Annotated in this window: 16 protein-coding genes; 5 read left to right on the top strand and 11 right to left on the bottom strand. The window is 44.0% G+C overall.

All coding sequences use genetic code 11. The features are described from left to right. Nucleotides 1-65: 65 nt before the first annotated feature. Together NSS67_RS11745 and NSS67_RS11740 are read right to left on the bottom strand one after the other, a co-directional pair. Complete coding sequence (locus NSS67_RS11745; protein WP_339319699.1) at nucleotides 66-944, bottom strand: carbohydrate ABC transporter permease; 879 nt, start codon at nucleotides 942-944, stop codon at nucleotides 66-68. Nucleotides 945-955: 11 nt separating this feature from the next. Continuing rightward, the gene (locus NSS67_RS11740) at nucleotides 956-1,888 is read right to left on the bottom strand and encodes an ABC transporter permease subunit (protein WP_339271741.1); all 933 of its coding nucleotides are present in this window, start codon (nucleotides 1,886-1,888) and stop codon (nucleotides 956-958) included. 180 nt (nucleotides 1,889-2,068) lie between these two features. Here NSS67_RS11740 and NSS67_RS11735 point away from each other — a divergent pair, with 180 nt between their 5' ends. Together NSS67_RS11735 and NSS67_RS11730 are read left to right on the top strand one after the other, a co-directional pair. Beyond that, entirely contained in the window at nucleotides 2,069-3,802 is a 1,734-nt protein-coding gene (locus NSS67_RS11735; RefSeq protein WP_339319698.1) for a histidine kinase, read from the top strand. A gap of 27 nt (nucleotides 3,803-3,829) precedes the next feature. Next, nucleotides 3,830-5,476: a response regulator gene (locus NSS67_RS11730; RefSeq protein ID WP_339319697.1), complete on the top strand. Its 1,647-nt coding sequence runs from the start codon at nucleotides 3,830-3,832 to the stop codon at nucleotides 5,474-5,476. 907 nt (nucleotides 5,477-6,383) lie between these two features. On the opposite strand, the gene NSS67_RS11725 is transcribed toward NSS67_RS11730, so the two are convergent. The 4 genes from NSS67_RS11725 to NSS67_RS11710 all read right to left on the bottom strand — a co-directional run bounded on the left by NSS67_RS11725 (nucleotide 6,384) and on the right by NSS67_RS11710 (nucleotide 10,166). Beyond that, nucleotides 6,384-7,637: an aspartate kinase gene (locus tag NSS67_RS11725; RefSeq protein ID WP_339320578.1), complete on the bottom strand. Its 1,254-nt coding sequence runs from the start codon at nucleotides 7,635-7,637 to the stop codon at nucleotides 6,384-6,386. A gap of 287 nt (nucleotides 7,638-7,924) precedes the next feature. Then, on the bottom strand, nucleotides 7,925-8,482 hold the full coding sequence (gene efp / locus NSS67_RS11720; protein WP_339319696.1) for an elongation factor P: 558 nt from the start codon (nucleotides 8,480-8,482) through the stop codon (nucleotides 7,925-7,927). 47 nt (nucleotides 8,483-8,529) lie between these two features. Next, nucleotides 8,530-9,600 carry a Xaa-Pro peptidase family protein gene (locus tag NSS67_RS11715; RefSeq protein WP_339319695.1) on the bottom strand — a complete coding sequence of 357 codons (1,071 nt, stop codon included), beginning with the start codon at nucleotides 9,598-9,600 and terminating at the stop codon, nucleotides 8,530-8,532. A 74-nt stretch (nucleotides 9,601-9,674) separates the two neighbouring features. Then, on the bottom strand, nucleotides 9,675-10,166 hold the full coding sequence (locus NSS67_RS11710) for a YqhR family membrane protein (protein WP_339319694.1): 492 nt from the start codon (nucleotides 10,164-10,166) through the stop codon (nucleotides 9,675-9,677). 156 nt (nucleotides 10,167-10,322) lie between these two features. Here NSS67_RS11710 and NSS67_RS11705 point away from each other — a divergent pair, with 156 nt between their 5' ends. Continuing rightward, a complete protein-coding gene (locus tag NSS67_RS11705) occupies nucleotides 10,323-11,321 on the top strand; it encodes a DUF1385 domain-containing protein (protein ID WP_339319693.1) in 999 nt (332 codons plus the stop codon). Nucleotides 11,322-11,328: 7 nt separating this feature from the next. Further along, a complete protein-coding gene (locus NSS67_RS11700) occupies nucleotides 11,329-11,670 on the top strand; it encodes a hypothetical protein (protein WP_339319692.1) in 342 nt (113 codons plus the stop codon). An 82-nt stretch (nucleotides 11,671-11,752) separates the two neighbouring features. Here the strand turns inward: NSS67_RS11700 and NSS67_RS11695 are convergent, their stop codons facing one another. From NSS67_RS11695 to mntR, 3 genes are all read right to left on the bottom strand, one after another. Further along, nucleotides 11,753-12,682, bottom strand: a complete 930-nt coding sequence (locus tag NSS67_RS11695; protein ID WP_339319691.1) for a patatin-like phospholipase family protein — start codon at nucleotides 12,680-12,682, stop codon at nucleotides 11,753-11,755. A gap of 88 nt (nucleotides 12,683-12,770) precedes the next feature. Further along, nucleotides 12,771-14,417, bottom strand: a complete 1,647-nt coding sequence (locus NSS67_RS11690) for a family 10 glycosylhydrolase (protein WP_339319690.1) — start codon at nucleotides 14,415-14,417, stop codon at nucleotides 12,771-12,773. Between the two features lie 306 nt (nucleotides 14,418-14,723). Further along, the gene (gene mntR / locus NSS67_RS11685) at nucleotides 14,724-15,149 is read right to left on the bottom strand and encodes a transcriptional regulator MntR (protein WP_339319689.1); all 426 of its coding nucleotides are present in this window, start codon (nucleotides 15,147-15,149) and stop codon (nucleotides 14,724-14,726) included. Nucleotides 15,150-15,342: 193 nt separating this feature from the next. Between mntR and splB the strand changes: the two genes are divergently transcribed. Then, on the top strand, nucleotides 15,343-16,419 hold the full coding sequence (gene splB / locus NSS67_RS11680) for a spore photoproduct lyase (protein ID WP_339319688.1): 1,077 nt from the start codon (nucleotides 15,343-15,345) through the stop codon (nucleotides 16,417-16,419). An 18-nt stretch (nucleotides 16,420-16,437) separates the two neighbouring features. Here the strand turns inward: splB and NSS67_RS11675 are convergent, their stop codons facing one another. Beyond that, nucleotides 16,438-17,151, bottom strand: a complete 714-nt coding sequence (locus NSS67_RS11675) for a cytochrome c biogenesis CcdA family protein (RefSeq protein ID WP_339319687.1) — start codon at nucleotides 17,149-17,151, stop codon at nucleotides 16,438-16,440. Between the two features lie 70 nt (nucleotides 17,152-17,221). Beyond that, nucleotides 17,222-18,025 (bottom strand): metal ABC transporter permease, encoded by an 804-nt coding sequence (locus tag NSS67_RS11670; protein WP_339319686.1) that lies wholly within the window; start codon nucleotides 18,023-18,025, stop codon nucleotides 17,222-17,224. Between the last annotated feature and the right edge of the window lie 298 nt (nucleotides 18,026-18,323).

The following is an 18,323-nucleotide window of genomic DNA, read 5'->3' as shown; positions in this document are numbered from 1 at the left end:
CTCGATACAAAATTAAGAAATACCCGATATTTGGTGCAGATGCTAATTTTTTTATCTTTTTACTATTACTCTTTAATCGCTCCTAATACAATCCCCTTTACAAAAAACCGCTGCAGAAATGGATAAATCAGTAGTACTGGCAGCATGCCTATGAAAATCTGTGCAGCTTTCACTGTCCGCTGAGAAATATTCAGCAAATCACGAGGATTCGCAGTCAGCTTACTAAAGTCCTGCGATACAATAACCGTCTGTAGGAAAGTGGCAAGCGGATAATTACGATAATTATTGATATATAGTAAACCATCAAACCATGCATTCCAGCTGCCGACAACCGAGAATAACGACAGTGTGGCAATGGAGGCCATAGCCAATGGGAGATATACACGGAACAGCACGGTAAAGTGTCCCGCACCATCAATCAATGCAGCCTCCTCCAGCTCTTTTGGTGTGGCTTTGAAGAAGTTCATGAGCAGGATCATATTAAATACTTGCACTGCACCCGGTAGCACAAGCGCCCAGATCGTATCCATCAAGTGCAAATTCCGCACAACCATATACAAAGGGATCATACCGCCTGTGAATAGCATTGTGAAGACAAAATACCAAGCATAGATGTTACGACTTTTGAGAACTGACGAATCCTTCGATAATGAATAAGCGGCTAGGGTAATCACACTCATGGTCATGAATGTGCCAAGAACCGTCCGACCCACTGAAATAAAGAATGCCCGCAAGAAATTGGGATTGTTCAAGGTTTTGGTGTAGGATTCGATATTAAAATCGACTGGCCAAAGTCCGACGAGATGAGCATTAGCCGGTGCGCTTGCACTGAAACTAATCGCCAAAATATGAATGATTGGTAGGATACAGAGCAGTCCAGCAATGACAAGTATGCAATAGTTAAGTATAGTGAACAACTGGTATCCTCTTGTTTTGTAATACATCCCTGAACCTCCTAGAATATTTTATAGTCCGCCAATTTATAAGCCACTCTGTAACCAACCACTATGAGTAAAAAGCCAACCAATGATTTAAACACACCAACAGCAGTAGCGAAGCTGTACTGGCCATTTAATATACCGGTTCGATACACAAACGTATCAATAATATCGCCTTTATCATATACAAGCGGATTATACATATTAAAGATTTGATCAAATCCTGCATTAAGGATATTACCGATAGCCAAAGTAGCAACGACGATGATTATAGGCACCAACGATGGAATCGTTACGCTTAACGTCTGTCTCCAGCGGTTCGCACCATCAACCTCCGCCGCTTCATACAGTGATGGATTTACTCCAGCTAGCGCTGCCAAATAGACGATCGTACCATACCCAAATTGCTGCCACACATCGGTCACCACCACGATAAAGCGGAACCAGTTGCCACTGGCTAAAAATAGGATAGGCTCGATGCCAAACCAATTCTGTAATACGGAATTAATCATCCCGTCGGCGGATAGCATATCCGTCAAGATGCCGCCGAGAAATACCCAAGAGATGAAATAAGGTAAGTATACAAGCGTTTGCACGGTTCTTTTGACCGAATTTCGCCGGACTTCATTCAACAGAAGCGCAAATGTAAACGGCACAATGACATTCAATATAATTTTCAAACCGGCGATCAGAACGGTATTAACAATAACTTTCTTACTGTCCGGGTATTCAAACATAAAGCGAAAATGTTCAAGTCCAACCCATTTGGATCCCCATATCCCGTCATAAGGCTTGAAGTCTTTGAAAGCGATCACAAGTCCTCCAAGCGGCAAATAACCGAAGATGAACTGTAGCACAACAGCAGGTATCAACATTACATGCAGTGGCCATGTTCGTTTTAGGAATCCTTTCAGCCAGGGCCGTGAGACCAGTGTGCCTTTTACATTCATCTTTTTTGCTGTTTCCATCCCCATAATCCTCTCTACCATCATTTTTTAGGATTGACATCTGTAACATCATCCTGCAATAGTAAGTATACAATCGCCATCTAAGGTCGTCTGCGCCGATAATTTTAGAATAATGCCTCATTTTTTGTTTCCTTACTTTCATGAAGCGAAGGAGTCGCAAGCATGAACACACGCTTTAATACATTTACAAAAATCATCTCTTTGGTCCTGATTCTACTAATTCCTCTTGTAGGACTATATTGGTTCTCCAACCAGACAAGTCTTCGCGTAGTCTCAGATGAAATTGAGAAATCGATGTACAAGGATCTTACATACTTTGCCGTGCAGACTGACAATGTTGCTGCGCAGCTCTCTAAAGGCGGACTCATCCTCAGCGAAGATATCAACGTACGCGCTCTCGAATTCATCGAGATTATGACACTGTATGAGCAGACGAATGAAAAGCTCAAAATTGATGACAAGCTGAAACTTGTAATCGCTTCCTCAACATGGGATACAACACTTAGCATCTATGCCCCCGACACCCGAACTTTTGTTTCCTCCAATGTGTCTAACGTGTTTGACAACAACCAGCTTCGGCGCAATTTCTCTCGGACTTGGAAAGTAACGAACGATGTCCCCTCCTTCTATCGCGGGCAGCTGCGCTTTGTTCGTCATATTACCGAGCCATTTAATTCCTCCTTGGAACAGGCCAAACTGATTGTAGAAATGAGCTTTCCTGCTACGGATTTGATCAAGGCACTTGATCGTTTCAAGAAAGGGGGGAAAGGCGATCCTTTCTTTATTTCAGACGATCATAGTGTGATACAAGCCATAGACGCTGATCATAAGCTACAGAAAGAGCTGATTGAAAAGATCGATCTTAAGGTTCTCGCTAAACACCCATTCACACGTCTTACACTATCTGGAAGCGAATACGCCGTCAGTGGTGTCTGGATGCCAGAGCTCAGACAGTATCTAGTAGATTATTTGCCGATTCAGGATGTAGTGCGGCCGATTACAACAAACAGCTATTTGTTTTACAGCTCGATTTTCTTCCTGCTCGTAGGTAGTACTATCGCTGCGTACTTCCTGTACAACACAGTTCAGGTGCCGATTCGCGAACTAATTCGTGGTGTCCGAAGGGTTAAACGGGGAGATTACACAACGATCAATGTCTTGCATCCAAATAACGAATTTCACTTTCTGCTGGTCAGCTTTAATGATATGGCCACACAAATTGAACAGCTTATACAAAATGTTTACTTGGAGCAGATTGCTTCAAGAGACGCTAACCTGAAGCAACTGCAATCACAGATTAATCCGCATTTTCTATACAATTGCTTCACACTCATTCGCAGTCTGACGCGTCTAGGTGAGAAAGAAACGGTTATGCAGCTAACGATGCACCTCAGTAAATATTACCGTTACACGACCTATTCCGAGCGGCAGACCGCCGAGCTGAAAGAGGAAATCGATTTGGTTCAAAGCTACTTAGCCATTCAGGCGATCAAGGTTCAGGATTTAAAATATGAGATTGATATACCCACTGCCTTCGCAGGGCTTAAGCTACCGCGTCTTATCCTCCAGCCGCTGGTAGAGAATGCAGTACTGCACGGCATAGAACCGGTAGGCTGCGGAAGTATTCATATCAGTGCCTATGTCTCCGAAGAGTATAATATTATTGCAGTGCAGGATGACGGTATTGGTCTTACGGAAGAAAAGCTTATCTCATTGCAGCGGCAGATTGCGTTTCCACCTGTCGAAGATAAGGGCTGTGCCTTGTGGAATACGCGGCAGCGGATACAGCTGCAGTTCGGGAAAGAGGCCGGGCTGCGTATTATAAGGCGGGAGGAAGGCGGAGTTGAGACCCAGCTGTACTGGCCTAATCAGTCAGATTACGATAGTGCCTCATAACTGGCTTACATCAAGGAGGAACCTGAAATGCACCAACTGTTAATCATAGATGATCAGACAGCACTTGTAGATGATTTGGCTGATATGCTTCCATGGCACGAAATAGGCGTCGACATTGTTCATAAAGCCTACTCAGGACGTGAAGCGCTAGAGCTACTCTATGAACATTCGATCGACGTCGTTGTGACTGATATCTGCATGCCTGGCATGTCAGGGCTCGAGCTCATTGCCGAAATCAAACGTAACTGGAAACATACCAAATGCATTTTGCTCACAGGCTTTGCCGATTTTGAATATACCAAACAAGCTTTGAAGCTGAGATCGAGTGATTATCTACTTAAACCTGTTGAGGACGAAGAATTAATGGACGCCGTCCGAAAAGCAATGGACGAGCTTGAACAGGAATGGCAGGAGATTATTTCGATCCAAAAAATTAATTATACGCTCAGAGAGCAGCTACCTAAGCTGCGAGAATACCTACTGCGGGATCTGATTACCGGTAAGCAGGACCCAGCCATCGGTCCACTTTCCAAAAAGCTTCAAATGTATGAAGTACCCATTGCCAGAAACGCTTCTTACAGCATAATGCTGCTAAGGATTGATACGACTGAAGGCGAGTACGATCAGAGTGATGAAACACTTATTGAATACGCACTAACTAACATTGCAGCCGAACTGTTTGGCACTCGTATGGAGATATGGCATTGTACAGATATGCATGGAATTATCGTCTGCTTGCTGTCAGACAAGTCTCACCCAAATACGATGGAACCAACAAAGATAAGCGAAGAAGAGGAGCTCGATGTCTGGATTGAAACACAGGCCTTTCAGCTCCAGCGTGCGGCCAAATCCTATTTAAAGGTAGGTATATCCGTTCTAACGAGCAAACGAGGTCAATTCCCGCAAAATATCCGGACCATGTATCAGTCCTCACTGGCCAGCTTCAGGCATTTCATCGGTAGGGATACCGAATTGTTCATCTCACTGGCTAAGGAACCTAACCGTGGAGAACTGCAGCAGCTGAGTGAGCTCTACCTTACGCCGTCGCTTGGCTTACTGCTTGAGATGGGCCAATGGGAAGCAGCCAATGAAAAGCTCGCAGCAATTCTACAGGAGCTAGAAGAAGAATGGAGAGACTCGCAGGAGCATATCCTTGAAACCTATTTCACCATAGCCTCGTCTATCTCTTCTCTTATTCACCGTACGAAGAAATGGATGGCTGACACAATAGGTGAAGATTTCTACACTGTAACTAGCGGGCAACCTATGCAAACCGTAGATGAACTGCGTAACTGGAGTGAGCGTGTCATCGCCAGCTACCGTCGCTCGGTCAGCAGCGTGGAGAAAGATTCCCGGAACTCCATCATCCGCAAGGTTCAGGAATACATAGCGCAGAATCCAGGTACAGCTTCACTGCAAACGATCTCCTCGAGTGTGTATCTGAATCCTTCATATCTCTCTAAGATTTACAAACTTGAGACCGGTGAAGGAATCAGTGAATATACGCTTCGTGTTCGTATGGAGAAAGCAATCGTTCTACTAGAGCAATCTCCTGAAAAAATCTATGAAATTTCAACCTTGCTTGGCTATCAGAAACCAAGCTATTTCATTCATCTATTCAAGAAGCATTATGGCATAACACCGCAGGAATACCGCAACAAACTCGGTTTGTAAGTCTAAACAAGAAAAACGCCTGAAGGCGTCCTTGGAGGTAGAGTTCCAAGCTGAGTACATCCATAATTCCATACTCGTATCCATATCACCTTCGTAATGAGGTTCCGCTTACGAACCGAATGGCTTTATTTCGATGAAATGAGCACATATATTAGGGACGGACCGTATTGCACTTATTCCCTAATAACAAGCCCCTTCCTGGGTGATCTGAGGCGAATAACAGCGCTGGCTCGTTTACGTTACCGGCGGCACATTGTATTCGATTTTTCGCATACATTTGGCTCGTTTATGTTACCGTCGGCACATTGTATTCGATTTTTCGCATACATTTGGCTCATTTACGTTACCGGCGGCACATTGTGTTCGATTTTTCGCATACATTTGGCTCATTTACGTTACCGGCGGCACATTGTATTCGCTTTTTCGCATACATTTGGCTCATTTACGTTACCGGCGGCACATTGTATTCGCTTTTTCGCATACATTTGGCTCGTTTACGTTACCGGCGGCACATTGTGTTCGATTTTTCGCATATATTTGGCTCGTTTACGTTACCGGCGGCACATTGTGTTCGATTTTTCGCATACATTTGGCTCGTTTATGTTACCGTCGGCACATTATTCGATTTTTCGCATACATTTGGCTCGTTTACGTTACCGGCGGCACATTGTGTTCGATTTTTCGCATACATTTGGCTCGTTTACGTTACTGGCGGCACATTGTGTTCGATTTTTCGCATACATTTGGCTCGTTTACGTTGTGTCACCTGCTTCTTCACGTCCCCCCCTCCTTCCTCTTTCTTCGAAGTTATCCACATTTTTTTGTATTGTATAATTTTCTAAACAATAAAAAAAGATGCGTACAGCCATTTAGCTGTAAGCATCCCTTTTTATTTCCCCAACAGGCCTTATCGGCGATCCTTAGGACCTCCAACGAAAGCCTGCTCTGTTGTATCGAGATTGTAGGCGGTATGAAGCGCCTGAATGATTGATGGCAAATTGCCAGATTCGATTACGCAAGAGACCTTAATCTCTGATGTGCTGACCATCTTGATGCTTACGCCCTCTTGGGAGAGTACATCAAACATTTGAGCCGCAACACCTGGATGGCTGACCATACCCGCGCCAACGATGGATATCTTCACCAGGTTATCCTCGGACGTAACTTCACGGTAAGGCAAAGTTTTATGAATTTGTTTAATGACTTCTTTCGCACGATCCAGCTCATCCAAAGAAACTGTAAATGAGAAGTCAGCCTGCTCATTCTGTACACCACTTTGTACAATGATATCTACGTTAACGCCTTCTTCAGCCAGTTTGCCGAAAACCTGAGCAAGTACACCTGGTACATCAGGAACTCCTAGAATACTGACACGTGCTACATTCTTGTCATATGCAATACCACTAACTACGACTCCCTGCTCCATGCTTGCTTCCTCCTTCACAACGGTACCTTCATTATGATTAAAGCTCGATCTAACGACCAGCTTAACTTGATGACGCTTAGCGTACTCCACGGCACGTGGATGTAGTACAGCTGCTCCCAGATTGGCAAGCTCTAGCATTTCATCGTATGAGATTTCCTTCAGCTTACGTGCTGTCTTCACGATACGTGGATCTGTGGAATAGATACCATCTACATCGGTATAGATCTCGCATACGTCTGCTTGAATAGCAGCAGCCAATGCTACGGCTGTAGTGTCCGAACCTCCGCGGCCTAATGTAGTGATTTCACCGTCCACAGTCATTCCCTGAAAGCCTGCAACGATCACGATCTGTTCACGTTCCAAAGACGCTATTACACGACGTGGGTCAATTTCATTAATACGAGCTCTGCCGTGAGTTTCGTCCGTTCGGAATCCAGCCTGCCAACCTGTATAAGAAACTGCATTCCGCCCGATCCCATGCAGGGCAATGGACAATAGAGCGACGGAGATTTGTTCACCTGTCGTCATCAACATATCCATTTCACGTGCGGGCGGCTGCCCGTTTAATTGCTTCGCCGTATCGATCAAATCATCTGTTGTATCTCCCATTGCAGATACAACCACAACGCAGCGATGTCCCTCATCTTGCTTGTCTGCGATGCGCTTGGCGACGCGTTTCATACGTTCAGTGTCGCCGACGGAGCTGCCTCCGAATTTCATAACATAAAGTGACAAAGTCCCATTCACTCCCCATATCGGTCTATGTAGTTGCTTCTAATCGGTTTCCCGCTTTAAATCAGTATAATACGAAAACAGTGCCTTGCGTTAATGGTTTCATAAAAAAATTATTAAAATTCCCAGCTGGATACAAAAAGATTAGGGCAGTCTCAACACTTCATCTGACCTTATCTTACTCATCTTCCAGTTTTTTAATGTGTTCCATTCCTGTTCACATACCAAAAAAACCCCTCCGTAAAAACGGGGAGGCTGTTCTGGTGAAATCTAGGTTTGTATTCTATTGCCTACGCGCGGGAGATATATTTACCTTCGCGGGTATCGATGAGCAAGACGTCTTCTTCGTTGATGAACAATGGAACCTGAACACTATGACCGGTTTCAAGCTTGGCCGATTTCGTAGCACCTTGAGCTGTATTTCCTTTAACGCCAGGCTCAGTTTCAACAACCTTCAACTCTACGCTGGTAGGAAGATTGATTCCGAGAATTTCACCTTTGTAACTAACAATGTTTACAGTCATATTCTCTTTAAGGAAATTCAATTCCCATTCCAGTTGTTTTTCGGACAATTCGAATTGGTCATAAGTTTCATTGTCCATGAATACATGGTCAGATCCACTTGCATACAGATATTGTACACCGCGGTTCTCGATAATCGCACGGCCAATTGTTTCACCTGCACGGAATGTACGCTCTACTGTGTTACCGTTACGCAAGTTCTTAAGCTTGGAACGAACAAATGCTGCACCTTTACCTGGCTTAACGTGTTGGAAATCAATAACGGTAAAAATATCGCCTTCTACCTCTACGGTCAAACCTGTTTTAAAATCATTTACTGAAATCACTAAAAATCCCTCCAAAATTCATAATTAATCTAATCCATCACGCTTACTTACAGTACTGTATATTCTTTGGACGAATGGGTCAGCAGCGATATTCCGCTCTCCGTGATCACAATGTCGTCTTCAATACGTACTCCGCCAATTCCTGGTAAATAGATACCAGGCTCCACAGTTACGACCATACCCGGCTGCATAATTTCATCACTAAGTTTGGACAAACGCGGCCACTCATGAACTTCCATTCCCAGTCCATGACCTGTGCTGTGTCCAAATTGTTCACCATATCCGTAGCTAGCAATGATATCACGCGCTAAGGCATCACATTCCCGTCCTGTCATACCTGGTTTGATATGTGCTAACGTATGTAGCTGAGCTTCCAGCACAATATCATAGATCTCTTTCAGCTTCGGATTCGGTGCTCCGAGTGCAATGGTTCTTGTCAAATCTGAGCAATAGCCATCCAGTAGTGCACCGAAATCAAAGGTAATGAATTCATTGCCTTGAATTACACGGCCGCTTGCTACTCCATGTGGCATGGACGAACGTTCGCCTGAAGCAACAATCGTATCAAACGATGAAGAGGTTGCACCATGGGTACGCATATAAAATTCCATTTCCAGATCAACATCGCGCTCAGTCATGCCCGGCTTGATCACCTTCAGAATATGACTGAACGTAGCATCAGCCAAATCTGCTGCACGTTGCATAACAGCAAGCTCTTCCTCATCCTTAAACTTACGAAGGTCTTCCACGGCTTTGGAAATTGGAACTAACACTGCCGGCTTAAGTGCTTCTGCATATGAGGTGTACGCGCTGAATGAAACAACATCCTGTTCGAAACCGACACGTACCTCTTTGCCAGAAGGCAGAAGCTCGCGTACTGTATCAATGAACTGAGTTGCGTGTTCTACAACTTTAACCCCCACTGCTTGGTCCGCAGCCTGTGTCATATACCTGAAGTCAGTCAGCAGATAACAATCATCACTTGTCACCAATACATAACCGGACGATCCGGTAAATCCACTTAAATAGCGGCGGTTATAACCGCTGGTTATCAACATTGCGTCCAATCCTTGATCCTGCAAAACCTTACGTAGCTTGGAGACACGCTTGTTACCCATTTTCATTCTCCTCTCGAAATAGCCACATTGTATTTTAACATAGGGTTATCCCCTTGAGAAGTTTTTTCGAGCCGTTAGGCAAGCGCTGTGCTTTGCTCACGCTTTCGTTCGTCGGTATACTCGATCGCCGCTGTGTATCCAATGAACATTCCCCAGAGTAAAAAAATACAGAACTCACTAATGACCGTGTTCCACGGCAGTGTGAAAGGAGGCTGCATAAGAAACAATTGAGAGCCAGGAATAAATATAACCGACCACCATAAGACGCCATAGACCAGCCCTGGCCAGGGCCCCTTCAGCTTGCGTAAAATTAGTACATACAGCAAGGAAGCTATCACTGAAAATACAATAAAAATCAAATAGCCCACGAAATGCCCTAACGCTGTTGTCAAAAATTCATGTTTGAAAAAAGGCTCTGCGATAAAGGCAGGGCTGACTTTGGTAAAACTGAGCCAATAGGTTAGCCAATGCAACCCACCCCAAATCAATCCTGCAAAAAAACCCAATTCGAGTGCAAAAAGCCAAATATTTGTATGCCCCGATTGTTGTTGATGAGATTTGCTCATAAAATTGCCTCGCTTTCTTTATTTTCAATGCTGATTTATCTCTCGCTCGCTCTAGAAGATAGTATGTACAGCAAAAGGCGATCCAACTAGTAATGTCTTCAAAAATTAGTTACAATGTAGAATATAAATCATATTAAATACGAGAAGGTGAATTGGTTGTCCCAGGAAACTCCCAGTTACGGCGGCCAAGCCGTCATTGAAGGTGTCATGTTCGGCGGCAAGCATATCAATGTAACAGCCGTACGACGAAAGAATCAGGAAATCACATTTTTAGAGGTACCCAAAAGAGATAAGAGCTGGGTCACGAAACTGCGCAAGATTCCGCTGCTTCGCGGCCTTGTCAGTATTATAGATGCCAGCGCTAAAGGCTCTAAGCACTTGAATTATTCAGCTGAATCCTATGCTGAAGATGAATTGGAACCGGAAGAACTGGAGAAGGAAAAAGCGAAGCCGAAGAAAAAGGATGAAGGCTGGAGCCTAGGAATGATTTTTGGTGTTGCTGTAATGGGTATTCTCTCCTTTTTGTTCGGTAAACTCATATTTACGCTTGTTCCGGTTTTTGTAGAGGATTTTTTATTTAAGGATGTATTTGATAACTACGTACTGCACAACCTCATAGAAGGCGGCATCAAAATGATTCTCTTGCTGGTCTATTTATGGGCGATTTCTCAAACCCCTGTAATCAAGCGACTGTTCCAATACCACGGTGCCGAACATAAAGTCATCAGCGCCTTTGAAGCAGGCGAAGAGCTGACCGTTCAGAACGTACAGAAATACAGCCGTCTGCATTACCGTTGCGGAAGCAGCTTTATGATGCTGACGATTATCCTCGGGGTGATCATTTATTCCGTAGTACCATGGGATAATCTTTGGGAACGTGTGATCCAGCGGATTATTTTGTTGCCAGTCGTGATTGGCGTATCGTTTGAAGTTCTGAAGGCAACCAATGCTGTAAGAGAAGTTCCAGGCCTTAAATATCTAGGTTACCCTGGATTGTGGCTGCAACTCCTTACGACCAAAGAGCCAAAAGACGATCAGGTAGAAGTATCTATTGCCTCTTTCAACCGTATGCGTGAGCTTGATGCTGCGATTGAAGCAAGAGGATATACGGAGGCAAGTGTGTCCAGCGGTATATTGGATCCTGCGAAAGGATGAGTGATCTATGATCAGGCATGCTTTAATTTTTTGGATTGCGGTTACGCTTGCGATTTTCGGTTTTGTGATTGGAGTCTTGACTGCACCCTTCTATACGCTGTCGAAGCTGATTCTCCCCTTAGTATTGTTCGCAATCATTTATTATGCTTACAAAAAAATGGGGCCAGGAAAATATGCTCGCAGCAGTAATGGATCTAAGGTTAAAGTGAAGCCTTCCCAGAAAACCATGTCAAAGGTAGCAGGAATTCGCAAGACTCAAGCTGCTCCAGGCAAACGCAAAAGCTATCCGTTCCAAGTGATTGAAGGAAGTAAAGGGAAAAATGACGATCAGCTTCCGAAGTATCACTAACTTCACAAAAACTCCAAAAAGCATCTCCACGTTTTAAGTAACGTGCGGGATGCTTTTTTCTGATATGATGATGCCCCGCTAGTTATCGTGGCCGCCACTCCTTAAAGAATACTTCCCCAGCCTTTAGTCCAGCAGCATACAATTCATCACTTTGCGCTTTTGTAATTTCAAACTGAGTCGTCCCAATACCTAGGGTAGGAATTTTCACCGTGCGGACTAATTTATCCCCTTCGATATATCGCTCATCATGAGCAGAGAGCATAGTAGTTACCATAGCCTGCAGCATACTGAATGGTCCTCTAATTCTATGCGGCTGTGGATCGGTCTTACCTACCGTTTGATAACCGACCGTAGGAATTTTACCCCCCAGTTGTTTACTCCCATTATTCTTACCGTCAAATAGCCACAATGGGAAATTACTCAAAAGTCCACCATCCACAACATACACAAACTGCTCTGTAAAGGATTTCCCTCTAGCTGCTTGCCCATTTAGTCTTAGCATGACTGGATCAAAAAAATAAGGAATGCTACAGCTCATTCGTACTGCCTTGGCCACTTCAAAATGCTCTGGAGAGATCCCATACTGCTCCAAGCCATCGGGCAATACCAATATCCTTCCATTTGTGATATCAGATGCGATGATAGATAATTTACCAGAAGGCAGATCACGGAAGGTAACGATTCCCTTTTTCAGCAATAATGTTCTTACCCAGGATTCCAATGCTTCTCCGGAATATAATCCCTTCTTTAACATTACACGCAGCGCAGGACCTACAATGGCAGTGTTATAAATGGGAGCCCGCTTCAGAAACGATGAAAAGGACGTCCCTTGAATCATCCGACTCATTTCCTCACCATCATAGCCCGCTGCTAGTAAAGTGGCTATAATCGCACCTGAGGAGGTTCCTGCTACACTTTTAAAAGTCCAGCCCGCCCTTTCTGTAGCTTCAACTGCTCCCGCGAGAGAAATCCCCTTTACGCCTCCTCCTTCGAATACAGCGTTAATCTCCATACGCAAAAATCCCCCGTTTCCCATAGATTCTATTGCTTATCTATGAGCACGGGGGATCATTCATGACTCCTTATGAATAACAGCTAATCTAATTGGATTGAAAATAAAAGGTCAATAAACTCGACAACCCAAACGGATTGCGGACTACGACGTCATTCGCTCTGAACATGATACTACCTGCAACCTCTTCATATTTCTCATTATATTTGAGCTGATTAATTATTTGATCTCCACTTTGCCATTCTGCCTTTTGATCACTTGCTCCGACCTTATACGCACCTAGCCCGATGTAGAGCTTAACATTCGTATTCTCGACTTCTTTTACCCACCAATCCACCAACTTGTCATAACGGGCTGTGCTAAAGGACAGACTCCAATAAATTTGCGGAGCGACATAATCAATCCAGCCCTGCTTAATCCATGTCCGAACATCCGCATACATGCTGTCATAAGCAGTTACTCCTGCACTGGTGTCTGACCCCGTACTATCACTTTTAATATTGCGCCATACTCCAAAAGGGCTGATCCCATAAGAAACCTTCGGCTTCACCTTATGAATCTGTTCTCCCAACTGACGGACAAATTCATTAATATTATCCCGGCGCCAATCGGCCTTAGTAGATAGGTTTTTCGTATTGTAGGTCTTAAATGCAGCATCATCGGCAAAAGAAACATTTGAAGGATAGAAGTAATCATCCAAATGGACGCCATCAATATCGTAACCTTTAACGACTTCCATCACTGTGTCGATAATATGTTGGCGGGCTTCAGGAATACCCGGATTAATATATTTTTTACCACCTGCATCCACTATCCATTCTGGATGTGCCTTTACCACATGGTTACTGGCTAATACTGATGTGGAAGCATCTGTCGTTGCACGGAACGGGTTGAACCAAGCATGAAACTGCATGCCGCGTGAATGAGCAGCACTGACCATATAGCTTAGAGGATCATATCCCGGATTCTTCCCCTGTGTACCCGTCAATACCTTAGACCAAGGGACTAATGTCGAAGGATATAGACTGTCTGCCGAAGGTCTAACCTGAACAAATACAGCATTAAAACCAACCGCCTTTAGCTTGTCTAACAGATTATCAAACTCTTGCTTTTGTTTTGCTTCATTACCCGCAGAAGACACTGAAGGCCAGTCCAAATTGAACACCGTGGAGATCCAGGCCCCCTTCATCTCCTTACTAGTCGATCCACCAGGGGTAGTAGGTATTGTTGGCACCGTTGGTACTGTTGGTACTGTTGGCGTCGTTGGTTTTTCTGGATCGACAGATTGTGGCGGTTCAGTGTTGGAGAACAAGGAAATATGCTTGTTGACCTGATCCCATAACACTTGCAGTCCCAATTGCTCACTTACAAACCGAATCGGTACCATTACCCGTCCCTGCTTAATCTGCACAGAGGTATCAAGGCCTACAGAAGCATTGTTAACTAATGCATTTTTTTGACCACTAGTCAGCTTTATCTCTGTATCTCCTTGGGTGATGGTTACTGTCTTACTACTTTGATTCCATACTACACCGGCATTTAATCCTTTACTGATCACACTAATTGGCACCATTGTTACATTGGAAGCTGTGATATACGGAGGCACATCACTAGCCAGCGCCTCTCCATCCAGTTCAATGGTAATCTGCACCGCTGCCGCGCGTGCACCAGGAGACCATAAAGGCAGAAACAACATGAGTACTAACAAGCTCAACATCCATTTACGATAATTCATAATTCCTCCCCAAATCTAAAAAATATGTATCCAAAAAATAAGAAAAAACGGATAAATCCTTCATGCAGATAAGAGAATGCCTCCTTCTAAAAAGGCGGTATCTGTCTCTGCAAAAAATATAAGAAGTATTGAATAAAACTCATACTCTCTTATATTTTAAAAAGGACTGTATCCGTTTTGACGCTAAAAACTGGGAAAGGTTGCACTAAACAAAATAGAAACGGCTATACTATCCGCTGATTATGCTCACGAAAGCCTTGCTACGCATAACTTTTAGGACAGTATCCGTTTCGGGAAAAAACATTTTTAAGAATCGCTTGTCAGTTCATTGTGGATCGCATATAAAGTCTGTAGACGCTCTTCGTCACGGCGGAAATATTCTACCAACGTTTCAATCCGCGTAATCGAATCCCAGCTTAAGTGATGCTCGATCCCTTCAACATCATTATAAATATATTCCTGCTGTACTCCGATCAATCCGAGGAATTCCTCCAATAGTTGATGTCGATCAACAAGACGTTTCCCTACTTTTTTCCCTTTGTTGGTTAGGACAAGCCCACGATATTTCTCATAGATGAGATATTCGTCCTTATCCAGTTTTTGGATCATCTTGGTCACAGAGGAGGGGTGTACTTCCAGTCCCTCGGCAATATCCGAGACCCGCGCATAACCTTTCTCATCTATGAGCTTGTATATGCGCTCCAAATAATCCTCCATGCTGGGTGTTGGCATTAAACTTTACCTCTTTTCTATAATGAGCATGGCGCCGGGCCAAACCTTGCTCTAACAATGATACATGTTTCTAACGCACCTTGGCAAGTCCTTCAAAGGAAGTTGAAGATGCGTTGCACATGTTTGCCATGCTTTTATTGGGACTGAGTTAGACATAATAAACATACTCGTCATTCAAAAGGAGTGTGAATATATGACTATTGTGACGCCGGAGCCTTCTACGATAAAAAGATCCAGAAAACCTACCGCACTTTTTCTTCCAGAGCTTGTTTTCTTCGAACCAAATGCTTTAAATTACCCTAAAGGTGTAAGCATTATGGAGTGGGTAAAAGCTAACGATATCCCCTATCGTATGACCACATCACATAATCGAATTATGAATTTCCCCGGTGAAACAGAGGTTGAGCAATATAAAATTGCCAAAAGAACGCTCGTTGTCGGCTTACGTAAAACCTTAAAGTTTGACCAATCCAAACCTTCCGCAGATTACGCGATTCCAATCGCAACTGGTTGCATGGGGCACTGTCATTATTGCTATTTGCAGACTACCTTAGGTGCAAAGCCTTATATTCGTGTATATGTGAACACAGAAGACATTATTGATGTCTCCAAAAAATATATCGTGGAGCGTAGTCCCGAAATCACGACCTTTGAAGCTGCATGTACGTCAGATCCATTAGGACTGGAGCATATTACCGGTTCTCTTACTGAGTTAATTAACTTCATGGCTGACGAGCCACTCGGCCGACTTCGTTTTGTAACCAAATTTCAGCATGTTGAACCTTTACTTGCATTAAAACATAACGGACATACCAGAGTTCGCTTCAGCGTGAACGCAGATTATGTAATCAAGAATTTCGAGCCTGCCACCTCCCGCTTTGAGGAGCGTATTGAAGCCGCTGGCAAGGTAGCAAGGGCGGGTTATCCACTTGGCTTTATCATAGCTCCAATTATATGGTATGACGGCTGGCAAGAAGGCTACGCAGAGCTACTGACCAAATTAGCCCAGACCCTCCCCCCTGAAGTTGGAAAAGGCTTAACCTTCGAAATGATTCAGCATCGATTCACTAAAACCGCTAAGACGGTAATAGAGAAGCGCTACCCCAAATCCAAGCTAGAGATGGATATGGAGAAGCGCAAGAAGAAGTGGGGTCGCTGGGGACAAAATAAATATGTTTATCCCGATGAACAACAAAACGCCCTGCGAGAGTTTATCACAGAGCGGATATTCGAGCATTTTCCAGAGGCAGGGATTGATTATTTCACCTAAACGTGTTTGCGTGATATTTTAAAAAATTAGCCAATCAGGCGTGATTCCCTGTAGCCACACTGTGATCCGAAACATTTGATCTGTAAAGAGCAGAACGCCCATGAATACCATGAGAACGCCACCAATCTTCATCAACACATTTGAATACTTTAGAATTCGTCTGGCTCCACCAAGGAAGAAGGCTAAAACAAAAAATGGCAATGCGAACCCGATGCTATAAGCCGTAATCAATGTGAACCACGTGCCAGGTTCACTTGCGGAAAGTGCGATAATCGCGGTTAGAATCGGGCCTATACATGGAGACCAGCCTGCAGAAAAACCGATCCCAAATATAAACGACCCCAAATAACCCGCCGGCTTCCATTTTAAATCAAGCTTACGTTCGCGAAGCAGAAACTGCGGTTGAAAGATCCCAAGCAGAAATAATCCCATCACAATAATCAGAATCGCCGACAATTGCCGGATCAGATCACGCTGCTCATTAAAGAATTGTCCAAATAACCCTGCACCAAACCCTAGTGTGTAAAAAACCGCTGAAAAGCCTAAAATAAATGCCAAAGTATGGGTTATTGTACGTATACGAATCTCTTTGGTATTGCTTCCCGACTTCAATTGTTGAACCGATAATCCGGTAATATACGATAAATAAGAGGGATAAAGCGGCAAACAGCAAGGTGATATAAACGATGCTACCCCTGCTGCTAAGGCTATTCCTGCATTGATATTAGACAAAGTAGCGGCTCTCCTTCCACATTCGAGTCACTTCATGTAAATATTTGATATCGTATATTTTATTCGCTGTTTATGCTGGTAAACCCTTTTTGCCAATCAAAGTCAACACTAATAGTGATATGAGTAAAAGCACAATGGTAGCACCAGGCGCCAAATTCCAAACTCCTGCTACTACTAGTCCGCCTACAACAGCAATTTCCGAAATGATGACCGATAGGATAACCGAAGATTTAAAGCTTCGAGACAGCAATAAGCTGATTGCCACTGGAATGGTCAGCAGTGCAGATACTAGCAACGAACCTACAATTTTGATCGCTGTGCTGATTACAAGCGCCGTCAGAACGGTAATTAGCATGTTAAGCAGCTTCACGGGCAATCCACTTACACTTGCCGCATCCTCTTCAAAGCTAAGCAAAAAGAACTCCTTAAAGAACATCGTCACAACTACTACAACTGCTATCGTTACGATCCCTACTACGATTAAATCGGTATTATCAAGCGTATAAATGCTACCGAACAAGTAACTCATAACGTCCGCATTATAACCTTTTCCTAAGGTGAAAAAGAGTGAGGCTAAAGCTACCCCGCCCGACATAATGATGGCAATTGAGAGCTCTGCATAACTCTTATAAGCCTTGCGTAGCTTCTCTATCGCGAAGGAAGCCACCACTGCAAAAACAAGACCTGCTCCCAGCGGGTAGAGTCCTGTTAAAAAGCCAAGTGCCACACCGGCGATGGTAACATGAGCCAGCGTGTCCCCAATCATAGATAAACGTCTAAGCACAAGAAAAACGCCTATAAGCGGCGCTGTAATGCCAATCAGCAGACCGCCTGCAAGCGCCCGCTGAAAAAAATCGCTAAATAGAATTTCCAACTTTAACTCTCCTCCGTAGAACAATTGAAACATTTTTAATTATTAAAACCTTTTTTCGATCCCTCCCAAACCCTCCCTTCCAAGGGAGGGCCCCAAGGGCTCTGCCCTCTGGAAACCCGTCAAGTGCAACTGGCGTAGGAGGTGGGGTTACTGAACTTAGATAGGTCGAGGTAAGATCGCTTTCGCCCCTTACGGGGCACGCTTACAGCGTCACGTTATTTAGATACGGAAAGAATTAGAACTCCCTGACTTTCGCGCTCACTCTATGTATAACTCTAACCACAGAGAAAACTGCGCC

The sequence above is a fragment of the Paenibacillus sp. FSL R10-2734 genome, from assembly GCF_037963865.1.
Taxonomy (GTDB): Bacteria; Bacillota; Bacilli; order Paenibacillales; family Paenibacillaceae; genus Paenibacillus_AQ.
Note: the sequence above shows the minus strand (reverse complement) of the source record. Positions and strands in the feature narration are given on the sequence as shown.

Excerpts from the sequence above, each read along its gene's own strand:
- NSS67_RS11710 (WP_339319694.1), bottom strand. The coding sequence starts at position 10,166 with ATGAGCAAATCTCATCAACAACAATCGGGGCATACAAATATTTGGCTT.
- splB (WP_339319688.1), top strand. The coding sequence starts at position 15,343 with ATGACTATTGTGACGCCGGAGCCTTCTACGATAAAAAGATCCAGAAAA.
- NSS67_RS11740 (WP_339271741.1), bottom strand. The coding sequence starts at position 1,888 with ATGAATGTAAAAGGCACACTGGTCTCACGGCCCTGGCTGAAAGGATTC.
- NSS67_RS11735 (WP_339319698.1), top strand. The coding sequence starts at position 2,069 with ATGAACACACGCTTTAATACATTTACAAAAATCATCTCTTTGGTCCTG.
- NSS67_RS11690 (WP_339319690.1), bottom strand. The coding sequence starts at position 14,417 with ATGAATTATCGTAAATGGATGTTGAGCTTGTTAGTACTCATGTTGTTT.
- NSS67_RS11715 (WP_339319695.1), bottom strand. The coding sequence starts at position 9,600 with ATGGGTAACAAGCGTGTCTCCAAGCTACGTAAGGTTTTGCAGGATCAA.
- mntR (WP_339319689.1), bottom strand. The coding sequence starts at position 15,149 with ATGCCAACACCCAGCATGGAGGATTATTTGGAGCGCATATACAAGCTC.
- NSS67_RS11745 (WP_339319699.1), bottom strand. The coding sequence starts at position 944 with ATGTATTACAAAACAAGAGGATACCAGTTGTTCACTATACTTAACTAT.
- NSS67_RS11730 (WP_339319697.1), top strand. The coding sequence starts at position 3,830 with ATGCACCAACTGTTAATCATAGATGATCAGACAGCACTTGTAGATGAT.
- NSS67_RS11695 (WP_339319691.1), bottom strand. The coding sequence starts at position 12,682 with ATGGAGATTAACGCTGTATTCGAAGGAGGAGGCGTAAAGGGGATTTCT.
- NSS67_RS11700 (WP_339319692.1), top strand. The coding sequence starts at position 11,329 with ATGATCAGGCATGCTTTAATTTTTTGGATTGCGGTTACGCTTGCGATT.